Consider the following 23,259-nt stretch of genomic DNA (forward strand, 5'->3'; position numbering starts at 1 on the left):
ACTTTTTTTATTATTTATATTATTCAGCCATCTTAACAAGTCTTTCATATTTAGCCATAGCGTCTTTTTCTGCTCTAGCAAATAATTCAGCTGCTCTTTCTGGGTTTGTTCTTGCAAGTCTGTTGTAACGAACTTCGCTTTGTAAGAACTCTTGGTAACTTGTCTTAGGAGCTTTAGAATCTAAGATAAATGGATTCTTTCCTTCTTCAGCAAGTAATGGGTTGAATCTGAATAAGTGCCAGTAACCAGCTTCAACAGCACGTTTTTCTTCTGTTTGAGAAGCCTTCATACCGCCCTTGATACCATGGTTGATACATGGAGCATAAGCGATGATTAAGGATGGTCCTGGATAGTTTTCAGCTTCAGTGATAGCTTTAAGTGTTTGATTGTAATCAGCACCTTGAGCGATTTGAGCAACGTATACATAACCATAGCTCATAGCGATTTGTGCTAAGTCTTTCTTCTTAACATCTTTACCAGCTGCTGCGAACTGAGCAATAGCACCTGTTGGAGTTGCCTTAGAAGACTGACCACCTGTATTGGAGTAAACTTCAGTATCGAATACCATGATGTTTACGTCTTGACCAGAAGCGATAACGTGATCTAAACCACCGAAACCGATGTCATATGCCCAACCGTCACCACCAAAGATCCATTGAGACTTCTTAGCTAAGAAATCTTTGTTCTTTAAGATGTTAGCTCTGTCAGCATCATCACAGTCACAAGCTTCTAATGCAGCAACTAATTTCTTAGTAGCTGGTCCGTTTGCTGTAGAGTTATTCTTTGTTGCAAGGAATTCATCTAAAGCTTCTTTTACTTCTGCATTTTCAACTTTTGCTAATAATGCTTCAGCAGAGTCGATAAGACGTTTTCTTAAAGCCTGTTGAGCTAATTGCATACCAAAGCCGAATTCTGCATTGTCTTCAAATAAGGAGTTAGCCCAAGCTGGACCTTTACCTTCTTTGTTTACAGTGTATGGTGTAGAAGGTGAAGAACCACCCCAGATAGAAGAACATCCAGTTGCGTTAGCAATGTACATTCTATCACCATATAACTGAGTGATTAATTTAGCGTATGGAGTTTCACCACAACCTGCACAAGCTCCGGAGAACTCAAGTAATGGTTGTTTGAACTGGCTACCCTTAACAGTTGTTTCCTTGAATTTTTCAAGAATTTCTGCTGGAGTTTCAAGTGTTACACCATAATCGAACATATGTTGAATTTCTAATTGAGATTCAAGTGGAGCCATGCTAAGAGTCTTAACTCCCTTAACTTCTGGACACACATTTACACAGCTACCGCAACCTGTACAGTCAAGAACAGAGATAGTCTGAGCAAATTTCTTTCCTGGGAAGCCTTTCATGTCTACCATCTTAGATCCTTCTGGAGCCTTAGCTGCTTCTTCTTCAGACATAACAACTGGACGAATTACAGCGTGTGGACAAACATAAGAACATAAGTTACATTGTAAACAAGTATCTGGATTCCATACTGGAACGTCGATAGCTACACCACGTTTTTCGTATGCAGCAGTTCCTAGTGGAACAGTACCATCTGCGTGATCAACGAAAGCAGAAACTGGTAAGCTGTTACCTTCTTGTGCGTTAATCTTATTCTGAATGTTATTTACATATTTAACAACATCAGGAAGACCATTTGTGAAGTTTACTTCTAAGCTTTCATCTTCTGCATCAGCCCAAGAAGCTGGAACTTTAATTTCAACAACGCCTTCAACACCACGATCAATTGCTGTATGGTTCATCTTAACAACGTCGTCACCCTTCTTAGAGTAAGAAGCAGTAGCAGCATCTTTCATGTACTTAACAGCATCTTCGATAGGAATGATATTAGCTAATTTAAAGAAAGCAGCTTGAAGGATTGTATTGATACGTCCACCAAGACCTACTTCTTTACCAATCTTGATACCATCGATTGTGTAGAATTTGATGTTATGTTTTGCCATGTAGCGTTTTACTTGGCCTGGTAAATGTTGTTCAATTTCTTCCATGTTCCAAGAACAGTTAAGAAGGAAAGTACCACCATCTTTTAAGTCTTGAACCATGTTATATTTTCTAATATAAGCAGGCATGTGACATGCTACGAAGTTAGCTTTATTAATAAGGTAAGTAGACTTAATTGGGTTGTCACCAAAACGTAAGTGGGAGATAGTTACACCACCAGATTTTTTGGAGTCATAATCAAAGTAAGCTTGAGCATACTTATTTGTATGATCACCGATGATCTTAATGGAGTTCTTATTAGCACCTACAGTACCATCTGCACCAAGACCCCAGAATTTACAAGAAGTTGTTCCCTTGTCTGCTGTATCTGGGTTTTCTTTGATTTCAAGTGATAAGTTAGTAACATCATCAACAATACCGATAGTAAATTTCTTTCTATCAACATTTCTGTATACAGAAAGAATTTGAGCTGGTGTAGTATCCTTAGAACCTAATCCGTAACGACCAGATAATACTGGAAGATTTCCAAACTTAGTATCTTTGATAGCTGCAACTACATCTAAGTAAAGAGGCTCGCCAAGTGCACCAGGCTCTTTAGTTCTATCAAGAACAGTGATTCTCTTAACAGAATCAGGGAATGCTTCTAATAAATGTTTAGCGGAGAATGGTCTGTAAAGACGAACTTTGATAAGACCTACTTTTTCGCCATTAGCAAGCATATAATCTATTGTTTCTTCAATTGTGTCACATACAGAACCCATAGCTACGATAACGTGTTCTGCATCTGGAGCACCATAGTAGTTAAATAATTTATAATCTGTACCGATTTTAGCATTAACCTTATCCATGTACTCTTGAGCTAACTCAGGAATTGCATCATAATAAGGATTGCTTGCTTCTCTTGCCTGGAAGAAAACATCAGGGTTTTGAGCTGTACCTCTTTGAACTGGGTGTTCAGGATTTAATGCTCTCTTACGGAATGCATCAACAGCATCCATATCTGTCATTTCTTTAAGATCTTCATAATCCCAGATTTCGATTTTTTGAATTTCGTGAGAAGTTCTAAAACCATCGAAGAAATGAACAAATGGAACACGTCCTTTGATTGCTGTTAAGTGTGCAACAGCACCTAAGTCCATAGTTTCTTGTACATTACCTGAACAAAGCATTGCAAAACCAGTTTGGCGACATGCGTAAACGTCTGAATGGTCACCAAAGATAGATAAAGCATGGCTTGCTAAAGCACGAGCTGATACGTTAATAACACCTGGTAATAATTCACCAGCGATTTTATACATATTAGGGATCATTAATAATAATCCTTGAGATGCAGTATAGGTAGCTGTTAAAGCACCTGCCTGTAAAGATCCGTGTACGGCACCTGCAGCACCTGCTTCAGATTGCATTTCGGATAATATAACCTCGTGTCCGAAGATATTCTTTCTTCCTTGAGTTGCCCACATGTCAGTGTAGTCAGCCATAGGGGAAGAAGGTGTAATAGGATAGATTGCTGCTACGTCTGTAAACGCGTATGACACGTGTGCTGCAGCAGTATTGCCATCCATGGTTTTCATTTTTCTAGCCATGATAACTTTTCCTCCTTATGATAACTGAAAAGGATTGTCCTTTTCCTTGTATTAAGTGTTGCTTAAGCGCACAAGTACTATATAAGCAAAACAGAATTCATTCATTAGAAAATATAATATACATGCAAATATAATTGCGCCTGTTTTGCTTATAAGATACTTGACACAACTTAAGCGAGTATGATAGACATACTACAATAAAGAGTATCACTAATCGATTAATTAGTAAAGGGCTAAATGATAATATTATGCAATTTTGTTAGTTTTTTGAGCTTTATTAATAGGAAAGAACAATTTTATGATTAAAAATTTCACAAAAAAAAGAAAAATCTTACTTTTGGATAGGATGCATGAAATAATAAAAAAGTCATATATTATTATAAATCTTCTGAGATATATAATACCTTTTGTTGACAAGATGTAGTTGATACGATATAATACCTTGAATATGAACGAAGTTATATAATTGCTTAGAAGAATTGACTGCAAGTGTTTTTGATATATTAAATTCTTCTTTATTAAGGAAGAAATCAATGCAAAAGCACTGAATGGTTTACAAGAGAATGATGTTGTGTGGAGGAAGGGTATTTCAATGGCAGAAAAGAAAAATATTTTGACCTATGAAGGACTTAGGCAGTTAGAGGAAGAATTACAAGAGCTAAAAGTTAATAAACGAAAACAGGTAGCAGAGAAGATAAAAGAAGCAAGGGAGCAAGGCGATTTATCTGAAAATGCTGAATATGACGCAGCCAAAGATGAGCAAAGAGATATTGAAGCAAGAATTGAAGAAATCGATAAGATATTAAAGAACGCAGAAGTAGTAGTAGAAGACGAAGTAGACGTTGATGCTATTAATATTGGCTGTATGGTTCGTATCTTAGATATGGAATATAATGATGAACTTGAGTATAAAATTGTAGGATCCACTGAGGCAAATAGTCTTAAGGGAAAAATCTCAAATGAGTCACCAGTAGGAAAAGCACTTATGGGAGCTAGAAAAGGAGATATTATCTCTGTCGATACTCATTCAGGTGTGATTCAATATAAAATTCTTGAAATTCAAAGATCTAATTAATCACAGAATATTTTAATGGCGGCCTCAGATGCAGAAATGCAACTTGGTCGCTATATTAAAATTAATAGGTTTTTACCGAGTTAAAATATAGAAAAAGAGAGGAATGAATCCCGTGGCAGAAGAAAAGAAGAATGAGCAAAACGCTCAACCAGAAGTTAATGTAAATGAATTAATCAAGGTGAAGAGACAGAAGTTAGCGGATTTACAGGCTGCAAATAAAGACCCATTTCAAATCATGAAGTATGATGTAACAAATCATACAAAGGATATAAAAGATAACTTTGAAGAATTTGAAGGAAAAGTTGTTTCCATTGCTGGTCGTATCATGAGCAAACGTGTAATGGGTAAGGCTTCCTTTATGAATGTTCAGGACAAGTTAGGTAATATACAATCTTATGTTCAACGTGATGTCCTTGGAGAAGAACCTTATAAAGATTTTAAGAAGTATGATATCGGTGATATTGTAGGTGTAAAGGGTGAAGTATTTAAGACTCATGCAGGTGAAATATCTGTAAGAGCAAGTGAAATCACACTTTTATCTAAGTGTCTACAAGTATTACCTGAAAAATATCATGGTCTTACAGATACAGATACAAGATATCGTCAAAGATATGTAGATTTAATGATGAACCCAGAGGTTCGTGATACATTTATTAAACGTTCTATGATTATTCGTGAAATCCGTAATTTCCTTGATGGTAGAGATTTTATCGAAGTAGAAACTCCTGTTCTTACAAAAAATGCAGGTGGTGCAGCAGCTAGACCATTTATGACTCATCATAACTCTCTTGATGAAGACCTTAATTTAAGAATTTCACTTGAATTATACTTAAAGAGATTAATTGTAGGTGGATTAGAAAGAGTTTATGAAATTGGACGAGTATTCCGTAATGAAGGTTTATCTGTTCGTCATAACCCAGAATTCACATTATTAGAGTTATATCAGGCATACACAGATTATCATGGTATGATGGATTTAACAGAAGATTTATTTAGAACGGTAGCTAAGAATGTACTTGGTACAACTGTAATTTCCTATGATGGTGTTGAAATTGATTTAGGAAAACCATTTGAAAGAATTACTATGCTTGATGCGGTTAAGAAGTATGCAAATGTAGACTTTAATGAGATTAAATCTGATGAAGAAGCAAAGGCAATTGCAAAAGAACATCACATTGCATTTGAAGATAGACACAAAAAAGGTGATATTTTAAATCTATTCTTCGAAGAATATGTAGAAGAAAATCTTGTTCAACCAACATTTGTATTAGACCATCCAGTGGAGATTTCCCCACTTACTAAGAAAAAGCCAGAAAATCCAGATTATACAGAACGTTTTGAACTCTTTGTAACAAAGAGAGAAATGGCAAATGCTTACTCTGAGTTAAATGACCCAATTGATCAAAGAGAACGTTTTGTTGCTCAAGAAGCATTAAAAGCAGCTGGTGATGAAGAAGCGAATTCTATGGATGAAGATTTCTTAAATGCGTTAGCGTATGGTATGCCACCAACAGGCGGTATCGGAATTGGTATTGACCGTTTTGTAATGTTATTAACTGACTCAGCTGCAATACGTGATGTACTTTTATTCCCAACGATGAAAACGTTAAACTAAAGTATAGTCATAAGTCAATATAAAGGGGAATGTTGCAAAATAGTTAATCTCCATGTGCTATTTTGTAACACTCCCTTTTTTGGTTTGGTTATAAAATTTAGTTTATAAAAATTATAGTTATAAAATAGAAGTATGACTTTACAAGGATTCATCCTTGTTTCGACAATTATACAATTGATAGTATATTATAATGTAGATGATAGAAGATAGATAAGGATAGGAAATATGAAGAAATATTTATATGCGTTATTGTGCCTTCTTTTTGTATCATTTGCTATTACGGGCTGTGACGTAATTGACATTGATAGTTTTTTTGTGTCCAGCGAACTTACCAATGACAATAGCACTAATGATGATGCAAATTTGAAAGTACATTTTATTGATGTGGGCCAGGCGGATTGTATTTTAATTGAATCCAGTAATCAGTATATGTTAGTGGATGCAGGAAATAATGCCGATGAAGAGTTGATTATATCTTATTTAAATAATTTAGGGATAAAGAGATTAGAGTATGTAATAGGAACCCATCCCCATGAGGATCATATAGGTTCATTAGATGCTGTGATTAGAAATTATGAAATAGGAAAAGTTATTTTACCAGAAAAAGAGCATACAACTAAAACTTTTGAAAATGTTTTGGATGCAATTGAAGAAAAAAACTTAAAAATAACAAAACCTAAAGTCGGTGATAAATACGAGATAGGAGATGCATCTTTTGTTATTATAGCTCCAAATAACGATTATGGAGATGAGTTAAATAATTGGTCTGTTGGTATTAAGTTAACCTTAGAAGATACTTCCTTTGTCATGTGTGGAGATGCAGAAAAAGAGGCTGAAGAAGATATTTTATCCAATGGAATTGACCTAAAAGCAGATGTGCTAAAATTAGGTCATCATGGAAGTAGAACCTCTTCCTCAAAAGATTTCGTTGATGCGGTAGATCCAAGCTACATAGTCATTACATGTGGAGCCGATAATTCATATGGACATCCTCATAAGGAGACAATGAAGTGGTTGAAAAAAAGAGGAATACCGTTTTTTAGAACGGATAAGCAAGGAACGATTATTGCAACGTCTGATGGCGATGAAATAACATGGAACGTAGAACCAAGTAATTCCTACGAAGCGGGAAATAGGTAATAGAAAAAATTACTAAGAAAGGGTACTGTAACTGTGATAGATTATATCTCAGTTACAAAGGTGTTAGCAGAATGAAGGTTATTATTGATCGATTTGAAGGGGCCATTGCAATTTGTGAAGATGAAACTAAGAATATGATTTCAATACCCAAATACAAATTGCCTCTAGAGGTAAAAGAAGGAGATTGTATTATCGAAGAAAATGGTTTTTTGCGAATTGATAATGAAGCAACGAAAGAAAGAAAAAGTAATATGAAGGATCGAATGAGCCGTCTTTTTGAATAATGCACCCTTAATATTTAATAAGTCAAAAGTATTACGGAATTCTTAAATATTAAAAATTACTCGAAATTGTAGGGGTGCTATGATATAATAATTACGATAGATTACTTTTAATAAGGAAAAGTATAAGTAATTTATCATCCTGTCGGTAATATGATATATTTTATTTGGATAGGAATATATGATGTAAAAGTTGTAAAGAATTATTTAATAAATGTACATAGTTCACATTTAACAGCTTTTACGATTGGAGGTATTCAATGCTAAATAACAGAAAAATCAGGCTTATGACTAAACTTGCCTTATACGAAGAGAAAGAAGGCAAAGAGGACATTAGCCTAAGTAAATATTACAAAACAGATTTTGTTAGATTAGAAATTTTAAAAACGATTATTGCTATAACGTTTGGATATTTACTTATTTTAATTATGACAGCAGTCTATTTTTCGGAAAAATTAATTGAAGAAGCGGTAGTTCTTGATTACAAAAGCATGGGTATGAGGATTTTAGGAATTTATATCATGTTACTTACAATTTATATTGTTGGAACATTGATAGGATATTCTTTTAAGTACACAAACTCTCGTAAAAAACTATCCAAATATTTTAAAATGTTAAAACGTCTTCGTATTATTTATAAAGAGGAAGACGGACTGAATGATTCTGATATTTCAGAGGAGGACGAATAGAAATGATGACCTTATTAGAATTTCGAGCGAGGGTTCGGGCTCTTTATCAAAAGTTTTCAATGTATATTGATCCAATGGTAAAGTTCTTAGTTGCACTTCTTGTATTTACAATGATTAATACATCAATAGGATATGAAGAAAAGTTAACAAAAGCACCTATTTTGTTACTTTTATCACTTCTATGTGCATTTACCCCATCTTCCATATTAGTTTTGGTTGCAATGTTTGTATCAATCGCACATGTTTACAAAGCATCAATGATACTTGCTATATTAGTTGTATTAATCTTTTTAGTATTATATTGCTTCTTTTTAAGATACACACCAAAGTATGGATATGTAGTTTTGGCAGTGCCTATTTTGTTCCCACTTCATCTTCCATATGCGGTACCAATTTTACTTGGATTAATTGCAAATCCAATTACAATTTTACCAACATCTTGTGGTGTAATCGTATATTTTATCTTCCACGTAATTAAAGAGGAAGCTATTTCTCAAACAGCGATATCACTAGATGATACGCTAGTACTTTATCAAAGAGTATTAGAAAAACTTGTTGGGAACAAGCAAATGTTTATGACAATTATTATGTTTGCTCTAATCATTGGCGTTGTTTATATTGTACGTAGATTAAAAATCGAATATGCATATGAGATTGCAATTGGTGCAGGTGCTGTAACTTCTATCTTAGGATTTTTAATTGTGGATTTACGACTTGACATCTCTAAGCAGATTGGTACAATGGTCTTAGGAACAATTTTTTCCGCAATTATCGTTGTAATTATACAATTTTTCAGAAGAGTTTTAGATTATACTGCGGTAGAGAATGTACAATTTGAAGATGATGATTATTATTACTATGTAAAAGCCGTTCCTAAAATTAATGTTAGTGTTCCTCAAATTAAAGTAAAGCGTATTAGCGCACCAAAGGGAGCAGCATCTGATGATGTAGATTCTATGTTTGAGGATACGATTTCAGATATTGATAAATCAAGAGAAATTAATCGAAAGATATTAGAGCGTAGTTCTAATGATGAGAGAAGTCAAAGTGGAATTACTGCTAGAAGATATGAACAGGATAATAAAGAGTAGCTATTAGACACAATAAGGGTAGGGAATGAGAGAGCATGGATACGATTATAACATTTTTTCAGGACTTTTTGGTCCGGTTATCATTACCACAATTAAAAATTACGGATATTATTGAAATTATAATTATTGCTTCTATAATATACCATATTATAAAGTGGGTGAAATCGACTAGAGCTTGGTCATTAATGCGTGGTCTGGCAATCCTTCTCCTTTTTTGGATTTTAGCTTCGATGTTCCATTTTAACGCGATAATTTGGATATTTGTAAAAACGATTAATGTTGGAATTATAGCCATTATTATTGTGTTTCAACCGGAATTTAGGAAAGCATTAGAACAACTTGGCCAGAAGAATATCATGTCTCCATTATATTCTTTTGGCGAATCTAAGGAAAAAGAAGAACGTTTCTCAGAACATACAGTGAATGAGTTAATACGTGCTACTTTTGAATTAGCAAAAACCAAAACAGGTGCTTTGATGGTAATTGAACAAGACGTTACCCTCAGAGAATATGAGCAAACAGGAATTAACATTGATGCAGAAATAAGCAGTCAACTTTTAATTAATATATTTGAGCATAATACTCCACTACATGATGGAGCAGTTATTATTCGAGGAAATCGAATTACATCAGCTACTTGTTATTTACCGCTTTCAGACAATATGACTTTAAGCAAAGATTTAGGAACAAGGCATCGAGCTGGTGTTGGAATCAGTGAAGTTACGGATAGTTTAACAATTATTGTGTCCGAGCAAACTGGTAAAGTTTCAATCGCTAAGAATGGAGAATTAATTCGTAATTTAGATAGTGATTATTTAAGAGCTAAGTTGACCGAGGTACAAAAACGAACAGCGGGTGAAGTCAAAAAGATAAAGTTATGGAAGGGAAAGCGAAAGAATGAAACAGGTGTTAACTAGAAATGTCGGTTTGAAAATTCTATCTCTTTTTTTGGCAGTGTTATTGTGGGTAATCATAATGAACATTGATGATCCTTACATAACAAAGACAATTGACGATATTCCTGTTAATATTTTAAATGAGAATGCGGTAGAAGAAAATAATAAGATGTATGAGATAGATTCAGGGGATACCGCTACAATTAAAGTCAAGGGAAAGCGATCAATTATCGATGGTCTTAAGGCAGATGATTTCAAAGCTATTGCGGATTTTAAACAAATGTCCATGACATATGCGGTACCAATTCAAATATCAGTGAAAGAATCTAGTAGAGTTTCAGAAAGTGACATTGAAATTTTGAGGCAGACAGAAATGATGACGTTATCATTAGAGGATGCAGATGCTCAAACTTATCGAATTAACGTAAAGACAATTGGAGAAGTACCAGAAGGATATTATGTTGCAGAAACAGTTGCAACACCAAATTTAATAGAAATCAGTGGATCCAAAAAACAAATATCGAAAATTAAAGAAGTCACTGTTGAAGTTGATGTTCAAAATAGAACCGAGTCCTTTGAATATTCTGCAAAACCAGTCGCTTATAATGAGAATGGATATGCTGTAGAATCTCCAAAGTTAACTTTTGAAACAGACGAGGTGCTGGTAGAAGTTAAAATATTACCAACAAAAGAAATAACATTGCAAGTTGAGCAAGAAGGAAATCCGTACTATGGATATGAATGCTCAAGTATTGCATGGCAGCCAAAGACAATAACGATTGCCGGAGAAATAGAGGACTTAAAGAATATTTATATATTAAAAATTCCTTTTGATGTTGAAGGTAAGAAAGAAACAATAAATACGGATGTAAGTATTGAAGATTACTTAGATGATAAGTATATATTAGTAGATGAGAATAAGAGTGTTGCGGTTACTGCAAAAATTGAGAAACTTGATAGTAAGGATGTAATGGTTCGTGCAGTAGATATCAATGTTAGGAATCTCTCCAATGAATATGAAGTATTATTTGTAACAAAAGGAACGATAACATTACGAGTTATGGGATTAGCAGATAAATTAGATCATATTATTGGAAGAGACTTAGAGCCGTACATTGATTTGGATGGTTACTCAGTAGGAACACATTATGTCTCTGTAAAATCGGATGTAAATACAGATATTTCTGTAAGGCCCACAACCATTGGTATAGAAATTATTGAAAAGAGTTTAGATTAGTAACTATAGTATGGATAAAAAAATAATATCGTCAAAGATGACATGTGTAACGACCGCAAATGAGTATGCATAATTGCAGCCTATCTGCGGTCGATACATTAAGGAGGAATAGTTATGGTTAGCGCTAAGGTTGTTGTTATTAATGAAGTCGGGCTACATTTAAGACCAGCAGGATATTTATGCAAGTTGGCAATGAATTATCCATGTAAGATTGAGTTACGTATAGACAATCGAACCGTGAATGCCAAGAGTGTTCTAGGGGTATTATCTGCTTGTGTTAAGAATGGCGATGAGATAGAAATTATTTGTGATGGTGAAAAAGAGGAAGAGGCATTGCGTGTATTAATAGATGCAGTAGCCTCTGATTTTGTAGAAAGTGTTAATAATGTAAAACAAAATAATTAAAAGTTGTTGAAATATTTAAATGACATCTGATGAAACAATTGATATAATAGTCCAGTCTATAGGAACCATTAAGAGGTTCTTATAGTAAAGAAGTGTGCTATAAAGCACCATTGATTGGAAGTAAAAACACTTCTAATCAATTATAATAGGAGCGTAAAACAGTTCCTATAATCAGATGCTGGTGCGTAAAGAGCGCCATTGATTCGAAGTTAAGAATACTTCGAATCAGGATAAGAGAAAAAAGGAGTTGATGCGTATTAGATAAAGGAGATAAAGCTTGTTTGGTTTCTATCATATAAAAATGATATATTGTGAAGAAACTATAAATTTGTAACATACTGTTTTATAATAAAAAAAATGGATAAGATTATTAATATATCTTATTAAATGGAGAGAACATTGAAAAAAGCAATTGATAATTTTAAAAAATATAGATTTCTATTAGTTGAATTAGTAAAGAAAGATATAAAACTTAAATATAGAAGTTCCGTCTTAGGATTATTATGGACTCTTTTAGAGCCATTATTAACAATGATAGTTTTAACATTGATTTTTGAAAACTTTCGTGGAAATGATAAGATTGTAAAATTCCCAATCTATGTTTTATGTGGACGTCTTATGTATTCTTATTTTTCAAATGGCACAAAATTAGCACTTAAGTCTATTAGACGTAATAGTAGTATGATCCGTAAGGTTTATGTACCGAAATATATGTACCCATTATCCTCATCTTTATCAGGATTTGTTACATTTTTAATATCATTGATTGTATTAGTAGGTGTGGCAGCAGTTCTAGATTTACATCCTACAATTTATATGTTGCAAGCAATTTTCCCACTTCTTACAATCTTTATAATGACAACAGGACTTGGATTTATCCTAGCAACCCTTGATGTGTTTTTTAGAGATGCAGAGTACTTATGGGGAGTTATTTTAATGTTAATTATGTATATGTCAGCTATTTTCTTTGATGGAGCTGATTTTATTGCACGTAATGTAAATGGCTGGATTGTAAAATTTAATCCGCTTTATTGTGTTATTGCTAATTTTAGAAATGCTATCTATGGAAGACCTATGAATGTTAAATATTTTATTTATTCAGCAGGATTTAGTGTAGTGATGTTAGTAATAGGTGTGATTATGTTTTATAGAAAACAAGACAAATTTGTGCTCTATATTTAGCATTCTAAATGGAGGAATAGTGTGAACGATATAGTTTTAAAAGTAGATAATGTAAGTGTAAAGTTTCATTTAACAAAAGAAAAGGTAGATAGTTTAAAAGAATACATGATTAAAAAGGTTCGTCACGAGCTTCGTTTTCAGGAGTTTTGGGCACTTAGAGATGTTTCTTTTAACCTAAGAAGAGGAGAAAGACTTGGTATCTTAGGTCTGAATGGTGCTGGTAAAAGTACTCTTTTAAAGGTGATTGCTGGTGTATTAAAATCCACCGAAGGAAAAGTGACAACAAAGGGAAAGATTGTACCTTTACTAGAATTAGGTGCCGGTTTTGATAAGCAATATACAGGTGCTGAAAATATTTATTTATACGGTGCGGTACTTGGTTATCCTAAAAGCTTTATTAAAGAAAAGTTTGATGAGATTGTAGAGTTTTCTGAATTAGGAGATTTTATTCATGTACCAATTAAGAATTACTCTTCTGGTATGCGTGCTAGATTAGGTTTTTCTATCGCAACAGTAGTTGAACCAGAGATTTTAATACTGGATGAAGTATTATCTGTTGGTGATGCTAAATTCCGAAAAAAGAGTGAAAAGAAGATTAAAGATATGTTTGACAAAGGGATTACTGTATTATTTGTATCCCATTCCTTAGCGCAAGTAAGATCTCTATGTGATCGCGCAATCATTCTAGAAAAAGGGCGTTTAATTGCACAGGGTGAAGCACAAACAATCTGTGATATGTACGAAGAAAAAATTAAGAAGTAGGGGTTATCATGGGCGCAATAAAAAGGGAAACAAAACGTAAATTGTTAAGTCTAATTCATGATGCACAGGCAAGAGTTGATAAGATTAAAGTCAACGGATTACTTAAGAATTATAGTACAAATGTAATCAAAAATGAAAAGCCGTTACAAGTAAAATCTATTGTGTTTATTATTACACGAATGGTTCGATTTCACGGTGGACAAACATCTATTTTACGTTTAGGAACAGAATTATCGAAGCTTGGATATAACGTCGGTTATGCTGTTTATAAAGCTCAAACAAAGGAAGAAATGGAGCTGTGTGCAAGGAGCAATTTAGAAAGTTTCCAAGGAAAATTATATACGATGTATGATTTAGATGATCTTAAGAATATTTTAAATCCTGATGTCGTAATTGCTACTTCATGGGATACGGTATCCTTTGCTAAACAGTTTAGGTCGTATCGTATGTATTTTGTACAAGATTATGAGCCGTACTTTTATCCATTTGGAGAACAGTTTTTACTAGCCAAAAAAACATATGAGCAAGGATTACATATGGTGAGTCTAGGTAGCTGGAATAAAATGATGATTGAAACGAATTGTTCGCCAGTTTCTCCAATTGATGTAGTGGAATTTCCATATGAGAAAAAAGAATATCCTTTGAAAAACAGACAATATGAAGATTACAAATCAAAAAAACAATTTGTGATCGCTGTATATTTAAAATATTATGGAAAGAGACTTCCTTGTATTTTACAGTACATGCTTACTGAAGTTCAGAATATGTTTGCAAAAGATGGTATCACACTGGATGTTCAATACTATGGTGAAGCAAAGAGTTTTAAAGCAAAAGGCGGAAAAAATCTAGGAATGCTTAATAAAAAGGAATTATTAGAGCTTTATCAAAGAGCTGATTTTGGTATTGTAGCATCCATGAGCAATGTATCTTTAGTTCCTTATGAAATGTTAGCAACTGGATTGCCATTGATTGAATTTAAAGACGGAACATTTGATTACTTTTTCCCTGATAATTGCGCTGCGTTAGTGGATATTTCACCCAATGATTTATATATAAAAATGAAAGAATGCATCCAGAATCCCGAAATAATGCGTATTCGACAAGAGAATGCGAATGCATATTTAAAAACCTTAAGCTGGGAAAAAACAGGAAAAGAATTCAGTCAAATTTTAAAAAGATTAATATAAGATATTACTAGGGCTTATGATATTGCAAAATAATAACGGAGGAAATGCTGCTTATTATTTTGCAATGTACTCCCTTGGAGGCAAGTTATGCGTGAAATAGTAAAAAGGTTAACACCTAAGCCATTCATATATCTTTACCAAAAACTTAGATATGCATGGATTGTTGCTTTTTTTTATTTGTTTCGGGTATTTCCCATCAATAAAAGAAAAGTAGTGATTTGTAATGTCTGGGGATTTGGGGACAATGCGAAATATGTAACAGAAGAGCTCGTAAGAAGGCAATTGTCTTATGAGCTTGTTTTCATAACAAATCAACCAGCAAAAGCAAAACAAATACCAGGAGTTCGATTTTTAAAAACGAATTCATTAGCGGCGATAAAAGCACTGGTTACAGCAAAAGTTTGGGTGGAGAGCAATCGAAAAGAGGCATTTACGAGAAAGCGAAAAGGTCAATATTATATACAACTGTGGCATGGAGGCTTACCTTTAAAGAAGATAGAAGGCGATTGTGCTGAATTTCTTGGTGAGACTTATATAAAGCGAGCAAAGCGGGATTCCGAAATTACAGATTTGTATGTATCGAATGGTACATTTTGTACAGAAATGTATCGACGAGCTTTCTGGTTTATGGGGCCAATATTAGAATGCGGAACCCCTCGTAATGATATATTGATTAATGAAGATTTGAACCTTAAAGATAAAACAAAAGAGGCATTAGGAATAAAGAAAGAGAGAAAAATCGCTCTGTATGCACCAACATATCGTGGTGAGGAAGAGAATTATTCTTACTCATTTGATTTTTTAGAATTGAAAAAATCATTAGAAAAGCACTTCGGTGGTGAGTGGGTTATTATAGTACGATTGCATCCATTAGTAGCAAGTCATAGTCATGATTTTACGTACAATGAGACGATTGTAAATGGAAGTAACTATCCAGATATGTATGAGCTTATGCAAGCTAGTGATGTACTTATTACGGACTATTCTAACACAATGTTTGAGTTTGGAATGATGAATCGTCCTGTGTTTTTATATATAAATGACGTGAATCAATATACCTTACAAAGAGGTTTGTATTTTAACATTGATGAACTTCCGTTTCTAGCAGCAAAGAATGAAAAGTATTTATTTAAAAATATCGAAGGATTTATGAAAGAAGAGTATCTTGAGAAACTACATGAATTCTTTCATAAGGTTGCACTTATAGAAACAGGAAAAGCATCTGAAATGGTAGTTGAAAAAATTGAGAAAGTCATTGAAGGCTAAATAATTGCTATATAGCGAATGTTGGTGTGTGAATAGTAAAGTTTTCACACACCAACATTCGTTATAGAACCTAAATATTAATTTTCAATCGTCTTTTTAACACAAAATAATAGAGGCTGATGGTTAAGTACTTCCTATCAAGTAACTAGGAAAATTTTAATCATCAGCCTCTTTAATATCAAGTAGTAATAAATCTCTTCTTTTTATTAAGGCATTAAATTATTAAAAAGGTCATTTAGGTTATTGAATAAATCAGATTCTGGATTGGAAGAATCGCTATTTGGGTTTTCCGTTTCTGGGTTTTGACCTTGTTCTGGATTCTGGCTAGTATCATTATTATTGTTTGAGCCATTATTATTCTTTGGATCAACATTGTTTTGTGAACCACTATTATTCTGTGAATTACCATTGTTTTGTGATTCGCCATTGTTTTGTGCATCTTCATTCGGTGAAGATTGGGTACTACCATTTGTAGTAGTATCTGTAGTAGGGGCCTGTTGTAGTACTACATCCACACTATGCTCTTCATATACACCATCTTTAATGCGTTGGTAAGTGACAGTTACCGTAGTTCCATATCGATAAGAATTCACTAGTTCTTGTAATTGTTTCGCAGAAGAGATTTTGACGTCATTAACAGCAGTAATGATATCACCTTGTAAAAGTCCTGCTTTCTTAGCTGCGCCATCTTCTACAACAGAACTAACATATGCACCTTCAGGCCAATTGAAAGATTCAATAACATCACTACTTAAATCTCTAATTTGAATTCCAAGATAGCCTTTTTCTTCATCTTTTAATATCTCGCGATCTTTTAATTCATTTACAATAGGAAGTGCATTACTGATAGGAATTGCGTATCCAATACCTTCTACATCGGTATTTGCAAGTTTTGCTGAATTAATGCCGATAACTTCACCATTCATATTAATTAAAGCGCCACCACTATTTCCTGGATTAATAGCTGCGTCTGTTTGAAGAACTGTCATCTTAGTTACAGAACCGTTACTATTGGAAACTGAAATTTCACGGTCCTTCGCACTGATATAACCAACGGTTACAGACTGACCATATCCAAGAGCATTACCAATAGCAACAACCATCTGTCCAACTTTGACAGAGTCAGAATCACCTAAGCTTGCAACAGATATTTTATTTAGTGTATCTTCTGAAAGAGTTGTAATATCAACGGATACTACAGCTAAGTCTGCCTGAGAGTCACGTCCCTTGATTGTAGCTTCTGCAGTAGTATTATCGATAAAATTAATAATGATCTTTTTAGCATCTTCTACAACGTGATTATTTGTTGCAATTAACAGCTCTGAATCAGTTTTTCCAATAATGATACCGGAACCACCACCTTCAGATTCTTGTTGGTACTGCTGTCCCCATACATAATAAGAAGTATCAAATACACTAGAAATTGATACAGTAGCAGGCATTGTTTTCTCAACTAAATCAGAAACGTCTGAACTATTAATTTTTACGCCTTCTGATACTGTTGTTGTTGATAATGCATAGCCATTACTTGGTGAATCAAAATTTAGTTTTGAATTCTCTGAAAGTACATTGGAGTAATTCGATCTTGCTTCTGGATTAAAATAATAATAAACATGGTTAAAACCAATAAATGCTGCAGAAGCCACTACACCAAATAGAGCTGCTTTAGCTGTAAATGAACAAATACGTCTAAAGCCCTTGGAATGTTTCTTTTTTGGCTTTTCAGGCTCTGGATTGCTATAATTAAAATCTTGAGCATAAGTAAAGTTACTTTGATTATTAAAATTATTTGGATTACTAAAATGTTCACTGTATTGATTTGAATATGAATTATTGTTAAATGAGTTGGAACTAGAAGTATTTGCTTGATGATTCATAGTATCGTTGGTCGCGGCTTGTTCAGCCCAAAAACTATATTCTCTTTGGTTGGAGTTATTACCCTTTTCGTTTGATTGATTCGAAAAGTTATTATATTCATCTGACATAATTAAGTCTCCTTTCATAAGCATCTGTACTTAGCAGAATGTTTATATTAAGATTTAAGTAAAATTTATAAGATATTGTTAGTTTCAAATGTAAGTATAATTTCCTACTTACATAAACTTAATAATATTTTTCTTGCAAATTATTAAAAAATGTCTATAATAGTATTCTTGGTAAGAGGTTCATGTCTATGAACTTTAAGAATACTTATTTGATATCAATACTCTAACACAAGATTGTGTAGATAGTGTGAAAAAAAGTTTAAAAATTGATGAAACAGTGAATTATTTATTTAGATTCTATATTATAGGTAAGAAAAAATTAAGAAAAATTTCATTGTGGGAATAATTGTTATAATGTATGATATATAAGTAAGTAAGGCTTGTCCTGTGTGAGGGAAGGAGTAAGTAATGATTAAGGAAAATCAAAAAATATTTAATCGCTTGCACATTATTGTGGATGGGATTTTAATTATACTTTCATATATTTCAGCATTTTATATCCGATTTGGGGTATTATATCGTTTTTCATTTTTGACATTAGGGCCAAATGAACAATATTATAATATTGAAGTATATGTAAGATATTTATGGTATTTGGTACCGACCTATTTAGTTGTTTATTCATTTTGTAACTTATACAAACCAATAAGAGGTAATAATCGTTGGGTTGATTTATGGAATTTAATTAAGGCAAATTCTTTAGGTGCCTTATTTTTCATGTCCGTATTATTCGTTATGAAAGAGATTGATATTTCTAGAGCTATTTTAGTAATATTTTCAGTCTTAAATATCTTTCTAGCTATGGTATTTCGATATATGGTTTCTAGAGTATTAAACCAAATGAGAAAAAGAGGTTTAAATCAGAAGCATGTATTAATTGTAGGTTATTCCTATGCGGCAGAAAAATATATTGAACGTCTCTTAGCGAATCCGCAATGGGGATATCATATCTATGGTATCTTAGACGATACGATGGAAATTGGTACGATGTATAAAAAGGTGAAAGTCATTGGGACAACTGAAGAATTGGAAACAATACTTGCGAATAATGATTTAGATGAAATATCAGTAACACTAAGTATCAAAGAATATGCGAAACTAGAACATATCGTTGGTATTTGCGAAAAAGCTGGTGCACATACTAAGTTTGTACCAGATTATCATAATATAATTCCTACCATACCTTATATGGAGGACTTAGAGGGGTTACCAGTTATTAATATACGTAATGTACCTCTAAGTAATACATTAAATAAGATAGTAAAGCGAATTGTAGATATCTTTGGAGCAATCGTAGCGATTATACTATTTAGTATACCAATGATTATTGTGGCATTAATCATTAAGCTAACGTCTCCTGGGCCTATTATATATTCTCAAGTACGAGTTGGATTACACAATAAAAACTTTAAAATGTATAAATTCCGCTCCATGGAAGTGCAACCTGAGAGTAAGGAGAAAAAAGCTTGGACTACATCCAATGACCCTCGTGTAACAAAGATAGGGAGAATTATAAGAAAAACAAGTATTGATGAATTGCCGCAATTATTTAACGTCCTTATGGGTGATATGAGTTTGATTGGTCCTAGACCTGAAAGACCTTACTTCGTAGAAAAGTTTAAAGAAGAAATTCCACGTTATATGATTAAACACCAAGTGCGACCAGGTTTAACGGGTTGGGCACAAATTAATGGTTATCGTGGAGATACTTCAATAAGAAAGCGTATCGAATGTGATTTATATTACATTGAAAACTGGACATTAGGTCTTGATTTTAAAATATTATTTTTAACTTTCTTTAAGGGATTTATTAATAAAAATGCTTACTAATACTCTCTGTCATTAAGAAGTTTTTGGCTTCTTAGTGACAGAGTTTTTCATAGTTTGTTTATAAATTAAGAGAAAATTTATTTGATTCTTTTATATAACCGTTCTAAAATAAAATAATTACAATGAAAATAAGCTAATGTATGGTCTGTGGAGAAGGGATGGATAACCATGAATTTTAGGGAAAAAATAGCTAGAATGATGTATGGTAGATATGGTGTTGATACATTGTCAAGAGGAATGCTTTATGCTTCAATAGCAGTTCTTGTGATTAATTTGTTTTTTCGGAATCAAATTTTAAATGCAATATCTATGGTATTATTGTTGTTATGTTATATTAGAATGTTTTCGAGAAATTTTCCAAAACGTCAACAAGAAAATATAAAATTTACGAATCTATGTAATCGTGTGAAGTATCAGTTTTCTAAAATCAGCTACCGCGTGAAAGAAAGTAAGACACATCATATCTATAGTTGTCCAAAATGTAAACAAAAAATTAGAGTACCAAGAGGCAAAGGTAAAATCAGTATTCGTTGTCCAAAGTGTCAAAATGAATTTATTAAGCGAAGTTAAATAAAACTTATTTTAGTACACTTGCCCAATGAAACACCTTGCGTTATAATGGAAAATGTTAAATTAAAATACAATTACAAAAATAAAATCAGATAAATGAAGAACGCCTATAATAGAGTAGAAATAAATTAGGGAGGCAGGGTGCAGTATGAGTGAAGATAAAGATCGTAACGAAGATGTAAAGAATGAATACGAAGATATTTGTTATATATGTAGGAGACCAGAAAGTAGAGCAGGTAAGATGATTCATATACCAGGAAATATATGTATATGTTCTGATTGTATGCAAAAGACATTCGATTCAATGAATAAGAATGGTGGACCGTATGCAGATATGATGAATCTAAATCCAGCGCTTATGGGAATGTTACCACATGATATTCCACAAAGTCAAAAGATTAAGAAAAAGCAGCCAAAGGCAGCAAAGGAAACCCAAAAGATGCCAGAGTCAGTAGTGGATATTAAAAAAATATCAGCTCCGCATCTAATAAAGGCACAGCTTGATGAATTTGTAATTGGCCAAGACTATGCTAAAAAAGTAATATCAGTAGGTGTATACAACCATTACAAACGAGTAGCAAAGAATGAAGCAGATAATGTTGAAATTGAAAAGTCAAACATGCTTATGATTGGACCAACCGGTAGTGGTAAAACATATCTTGTAAAAACGTTAGCTAAGTTATTAAACGTACCACTTGCAATTACAGATGCAACATCATTAACAGAAGCCGGCTATATTGGAGATGATGTAGAAAGTGTTATTTCAAAATTATTAGCGGCAGCAGATAATGATGTTGAAAGAGCAGAGCATGGTATCGTATTTATTGATGAGATTGATAAAATAGCAAAGAAGAGAAATACAAATAGTCGTGATGTCAGTGGTGAATCCGTACAACAGGGACTATTAAAATTGTTAGAAGGTAGTGACGTTGAAGTACCTGTTGGTGCTACTAGTAAAAATGCTATGGTTCCGTTAACAACAGTAAGTACAAAAAACATTTTATTTATCTGTGGCGGGGCATTTCCTGAACTAGATAAAATTATAAAGCAACGTTTGAACAAACAGGCATCCATAGGATTTAATGCAGACTTAAAAGATAAATACGATAGCGATCCAAATCTTTTACAAAAAGTTAGTGTAGAAGATTTAAGAGAATTTGGTATGATACCAGAATTTCTAGGAAGACTTCCAATTATTTTTTCCTTAGAAAGTTTAACAAAGGATATGTTAATACGTATTCTATGTGAACCAAAGAATGCAATTATTAAACAATATAAAAAATTGCTTGACTATGATGAAGTTGAATTAATCTTTGATGATAGTGCCCTAGAAGCAATTGCTGAAAAAGCATTACAAAAGAAAACTGGTGCGCGAGCACTTAGAGCAATCATAGAAGAATTTATGTTAGACATTATGTATGAGATACCAAAAGATGAAAACATTGGTAGAGTAACAATTACGAAAGATTATATTGAGAAGAAGGGAGCACCTCTAATTGAGATGCGCGGTAGTAATAAAGTACCACGTATTGCGCAGGAGAATGCTTAATGAAGTACAAACAACGTAACCTATTGTATTATATTTGCGGAATAGAAGCGGTGATTTTAGTAATTTTGATACTAATTTCTAATAGCTTTAAGGCTTCTTCAAAAGACAAAGATGCGGTTCTTACCGTTTCTAGAGGAATCGAGTTAAAGACTCAGGAGCATCTTTATATAGAAGAAGATCAAATAGATGAAGAGAATCAAAGTACAAACGATGAAGAGAATCAAAGCACAAACGATGAAGAGACTGACAATCAAATAGATACTGATGATGAATCAGAGGAAGGCGTTACTGAAATTAATAATATTTCAGGCGACGTAGATTCATCAGAAGTAACTGGTATTGATCAGGAATATATCGATGCACTACAAACTGCTCAGGCAGGAGCACTATTACAGACAGACGGTGCAGTGGATATGATATACTATATGCAAACAGATAAACGTTGGGCAAATTCTTATTACGGTGGAACGGATACAATGGAAGTATATGCATGCGGACCAACATCCATGTCCATGGTGGTATCTAGTTTAACGGATATAAAGATTGACCCAGTGCAGATGGCAAATTGGGCATATCAAAACGGGTACTGGTATCCGAAGAGTGGTTCTCTTCATACGTTAATCCCAAATGCAGCAAAGGCCTTTGGACTTAATGTAGAGGGAGTAGAAAATACCCCAGAAGCAGCTGAAAAAATAAAGAGTGCGTTGCAGGAAGGGAAACTTGTAGTAACCTTAATGGGAAAAGGACAGTTTACTAAAACAGGACATTTTATCGTACTACGTGGGATAACAAAGGAAGGTAAAATACTTGTTGCTGATCCTGCTAGCAAGGAAAGGACAAACGAGTCTTGGGATATAGAGACCATTGTAAGTGAAGCAAAAGCGTGGGCGAATGCAAATGGTCCTTTTTGGGTGATTAGTGCAAATAAATAATGATGAGTGTAAGGTAGATG

General features: G+C 33.4%; 19 protein-coding genes. 17 read left to right on the forward strand and 2 right to left on the reverse strand.

The window, feature by feature from the left end:
* Window positions 1-19: 19 nt before the first annotated feature.
* Window positions 20-3,547: a pyruvate:ferredoxin (flavodoxin) oxidoreductase gene (gene nifJ, locus BN4220_RS08520; protein WP_066715492.1), complete on the reverse strand. Its 3,528-nt coding sequence runs from the start codon at window positions 3,545-3,547 to the stop codon at window positions 20-22.
* Window positions 3,548-4,139: 592 nt separating this feature from the next.
* On the opposite strand from nifJ, the gene greA reads away from it, so the two are divergent.
* The 13 genes from greA (at window position 4,140) to BN4220_RS08585 (ending at window position 16,373) form a co-directional block, all read left to right on the forward strand.
* On the forward strand, window positions 4,140-4,622 hold the full coding sequence (gene greA, locus BN4220_RS08525) for a transcription elongation factor GreA (RefSeq protein WP_066715493.1): 483 nt from the start codon (window positions 4,140-4,142) through the stop codon (window positions 4,620-4,622).
* Between the two features lie 103 nt (window positions 4,623-4,725).
* Window positions 4,726-6,237, forward strand: coding sequence for a lysine--tRNA ligase (lysS, locus tag BN4220_RS08530; protein ID WP_066715494.1), 1,512 nt, complete (start codon window positions 4,726-4,728; stop codon window positions 6,235-6,237).
* Window positions 6,238-6,462: 225 nt separating this feature from the next.
* Window positions 6,463-7,377: a ComEC/Rec2 family competence protein gene (locus tag BN4220_RS08535; RefSeq protein WP_066715495.1), complete on the forward strand. Its 915-nt coding sequence runs from the start codon at window positions 6,463-6,465 to the stop codon at window positions 7,375-7,377.
* A gap of 71 nt (window positions 7,378-7,448) precedes the next feature.
* Complete coding sequence (locus BN4220_RS08540; RefSeq protein ID WP_066715496.1) at window positions 7,449-7,661, forward strand: DUF3006 domain-containing protein; 213 nt, start codon at window positions 7,449-7,451, stop codon at window positions 7,659-7,661.
* A 257-nt stretch (window positions 7,662-7,918) separates the two neighbouring features.
* Window positions 7,919-8,347 carry a hypothetical protein gene (locus tag BN4220_RS08545; RefSeq protein WP_066715497.1) on the forward strand — a complete coding sequence of 143 codons (429 nt, stop codon included), beginning with the start codon at window positions 7,919-7,921 and terminating at the stop codon, window positions 8,345-8,347.
* 2 nt (window positions 8,348-8,349) lie between these two features.
* The gene (locus BN4220_RS08550) at window positions 8,350-9,438 is read left to right on the forward strand and encodes a hypothetical protein (protein ID WP_066715498.1); all 1,089 of its coding nucleotides are present in this window, start codon (window positions 8,350-8,352) and stop codon (window positions 9,436-9,438) included.
* Window positions 9,439-9,473: 35 nt separating this feature from the next.
* The gene (gene cdaA, locus BN4220_RS08555) at window positions 9,474-10,355 is read left to right on the forward strand and encodes a diadenylate cyclase CdaA (protein WP_066715499.1); all 882 of its coding nucleotides are present in this window, start codon (window positions 9,474-9,476) and stop codon (window positions 10,353-10,355) included.
* A complete protein-coding gene (locus tag BN4220_RS08560) occupies window positions 10,336-11,571 on the forward strand; it encodes a CdaR family protein (protein WP_066715500.1) in 1,236 nt (411 codons plus the stop codon). Before cdaA ends, BN4220_RS08560 begins: the two co-directional genes overlap by 20 nt.
* A 114-nt stretch (window positions 11,572-11,685) precedes the next feature.
* The gene (locus BN4220_RS08565) at window positions 11,686-11,976 is read left to right on the forward strand and encodes an HPr family phosphocarrier protein (RefSeq protein WP_066715501.1); all 291 of its coding nucleotides are present in this window, start codon (window positions 11,686-11,688) and stop codon (window positions 11,974-11,976) included.
* 399 nt (window positions 11,977-12,375) lie between these two features.
* Window positions 12,376-13,158, forward strand: coding sequence for an ABC transporter permease (locus BN4220_RS08570; protein WP_197467915.1), 783 nt, complete (start codon window positions 12,376-12,378; stop codon window positions 13,156-13,158).
* Between the two features lie 21 nt (window positions 13,159-13,179).
* Window positions 13,180-13,920: an ABC transporter ATP-binding protein gene (locus BN4220_RS08575; RefSeq protein ID WP_066715503.1), complete on the forward strand. Its 741-nt coding sequence runs from the start codon at window positions 13,180-13,182 to the stop codon at window positions 13,918-13,920.
* Between the two features lie 8 nt (window positions 13,921-13,928).
* Window positions 13,929-15,107, forward strand: a complete 1,179-nt coding sequence (locus tag BN4220_RS08580) for a hypothetical protein (RefSeq protein WP_066715504.1) — start codon at window positions 13,929-13,931, stop codon at window positions 15,105-15,107.
* A gap of 87 nt (window positions 15,108-15,194) precedes the next feature.
* A complete protein-coding gene (locus tag BN4220_RS08585) occupies window positions 15,195-16,373 on the forward strand; it encodes a CDP-glycerol glycerophosphotransferase family protein (RefSeq protein ID WP_066715505.1) in 1,179 nt (392 codons plus the stop codon).
* Window positions 16,374-16,579: 206 nt separating this feature from the next.
* Here the strand turns inward: BN4220_RS08585 and BN4220_RS08590 are convergent, their stop codons facing one another.
* The gene (locus BN4220_RS08590) at window positions 16,580-18,358 is read right to left on the reverse strand and encodes a S1C family serine protease (protein WP_066715506.1); all 1,779 of its coding nucleotides are present in this window, start codon (window positions 18,356-18,358) and stop codon (window positions 16,580-16,582) included.
* A gap of 408 nt (window positions 18,359-18,766) precedes the next feature.
* Here BN4220_RS08590 and BN4220_RS08595 point away from each other — a divergent pair, with 408 nt between their 5' ends.
* From BN4220_RS08595 to BN4220_RS20465, 4 genes are all read left to right on the forward strand, one after another.
* The gene (locus tag BN4220_RS08595) at window positions 18,767-20,188 is read left to right on the forward strand and encodes an undecaprenyl-phosphate glucose phosphotransferase (RefSeq protein ID WP_066715507.1); all 1,422 of its coding nucleotides are present in this window, start codon (window positions 18,767-18,769) and stop codon (window positions 20,186-20,188) included.
* A 168-nt stretch (window positions 20,189-20,356) separates the two neighbouring features.
* A complete protein-coding gene (locus BN4220_RS08600) occupies window positions 20,357-20,758 on the forward strand; it encodes a hypothetical protein (RefSeq protein WP_242867767.1) in 402 nt (133 codons plus the stop codon).
* Window positions 20,759-20,906: 148 nt separating this feature from the next.
* A complete protein-coding gene (gene clpX, locus BN4220_RS08605; RefSeq protein ID WP_066715508.1) occupies window positions 20,907-22,307 on the forward strand; it encodes an ATP-dependent Clp protease ATP-binding subunit ClpX in 1,401 nt (466 codons plus the stop codon).
* Window positions 22,307-23,239 carry a C39 family peptidase gene (locus tag BN4220_RS20465; protein ID WP_066715509.1) on the forward strand — a complete coding sequence of 311 codons (933 nt, stop codon included), beginning with the start codon at window positions 22,307-22,309 and terminating at the stop codon, window positions 23,237-23,239. The genes clpX and BN4220_RS20465 overlap by 1 nt, the downstream gene beginning before the upstream one ends.
* The last annotated feature ends 20 nt before the right edge of the window (window positions 23,240-23,259 follow it).

This window comes from Clostridium sp. Marseille-P299, assembly GCF_900078195.1.
Taxonomy (GTDB): domain Bacteria; phylum Bacillota; class Clostridia; order Lachnospirales; family Lachnospiraceae; genus Lachnoclostridium.

Excerpts from the sequence above, each read along its gene's own strand:
- nifJ (WP_066715492.1), bottom strand. The coding sequence starts at position 3,547 with ATGGCTAGAAAAATGAAAACCATGGATGGCAATACTGCTGCAGCACAC.
- BN4220_RS08540 (WP_066715496.1), top strand. The coding sequence starts at position 7,449 with ATGAAGGTTATTATTGATCGATTTGAAGGGGCCATTGCAATTTGTGAA.
- BN4220_RS08595 (WP_066715507.1), top strand. The coding sequence starts at position 18,767 with ATGATTAAGGAAAATCAAAAAATATTTAATCGCTTGCACATTATTGTG.
- BN4220_RS08590 (WP_066715506.1), bottom strand. The coding sequence starts at position 18,358 with ATGTCAGATGAATATAATAACTTTTCGAATCAATCAAACGAAAAGGGT.
- BN4220_RS08535 (WP_066715495.1), top strand. The coding sequence starts at position 6,463 with ATGAAGAAATATTTATATGCGTTATTGTGCCTTCTTTTTGTATCATTT.
- BN4220_RS20465 (WP_066715509.1), top strand. The coding sequence starts at position 22,307 with ATGAAGTACAAACAACGTAACCTATTGTATTATATTTGCGGAATAGAA.
- BN4220_RS08545 (WP_066715497.1), top strand. The coding sequence starts at position 7,919 with ATGCTAAATAACAGAAAAATCAGGCTTATGACTAAACTTGCCTTATAC.
- clpX (WP_066715508.1), top strand. The coding sequence starts at position 20,907 with ATGAGTGAAGATAAAGATCGTAACGAAGATGTAAAGAATGAATACGAA.
- BN4220_RS08600 (WP_242867767.1), top strand. The coding sequence starts at position 20,357 with ATGAATTTTAGGGAAAAAATAGCTAGAATGATGTATGGTAGATATGGT.
- BN4220_RS08580 (WP_066715504.1), top strand. The coding sequence starts at position 13,929 with ATGGGCGCAATAAAAAGGGAAACAAAACGTAAATTGTTAAGTCTAATT.
- lysS (WP_066715494.1), top strand. The coding sequence starts at position 4,726 with ATGAATCCCGTGGCAGAAGAAAAGAAGAATGAGCAAAACGCTCAACCA.
- BN4220_RS08585 (WP_066715505.1), top strand. The coding sequence starts at position 15,195 with ATGCGTGAAATAGTAAAAAGGTTAACACCTAAGCCATTCATATATCTT.
- greA (WP_066715493.1), top strand. The coding sequence starts at position 4,140 with ATGGCAGAAAAGAAAAATATTTTGACCTATGAAGGACTTAGGCAGTTA.
- BN4220_RS08565 (WP_066715501.1), top strand. The coding sequence starts at position 11,686 with ATGGTTAGCGCTAAGGTTGTTGTTATTAATGAAGTCGGGCTACATTTA.
- BN4220_RS08550 (WP_066715498.1), top strand. The coding sequence starts at position 8,350 with ATGATGACCTTATTAGAATTTCGAGCGAGGGTTCGGGCTCTTTATCAA.
- cdaA (WP_066715499.1), top strand. The coding sequence starts at position 9,474 with ATGGATACGATTATAACATTTTTTCAGGACTTTTTGGTCCGGTTATCA.
- BN4220_RS08560 (WP_066715500.1), top strand. The coding sequence starts at position 10,336 with ATGAAACAGGTGTTAACTAGAAATGTCGGTTTGAAAATTCTATCTCTT.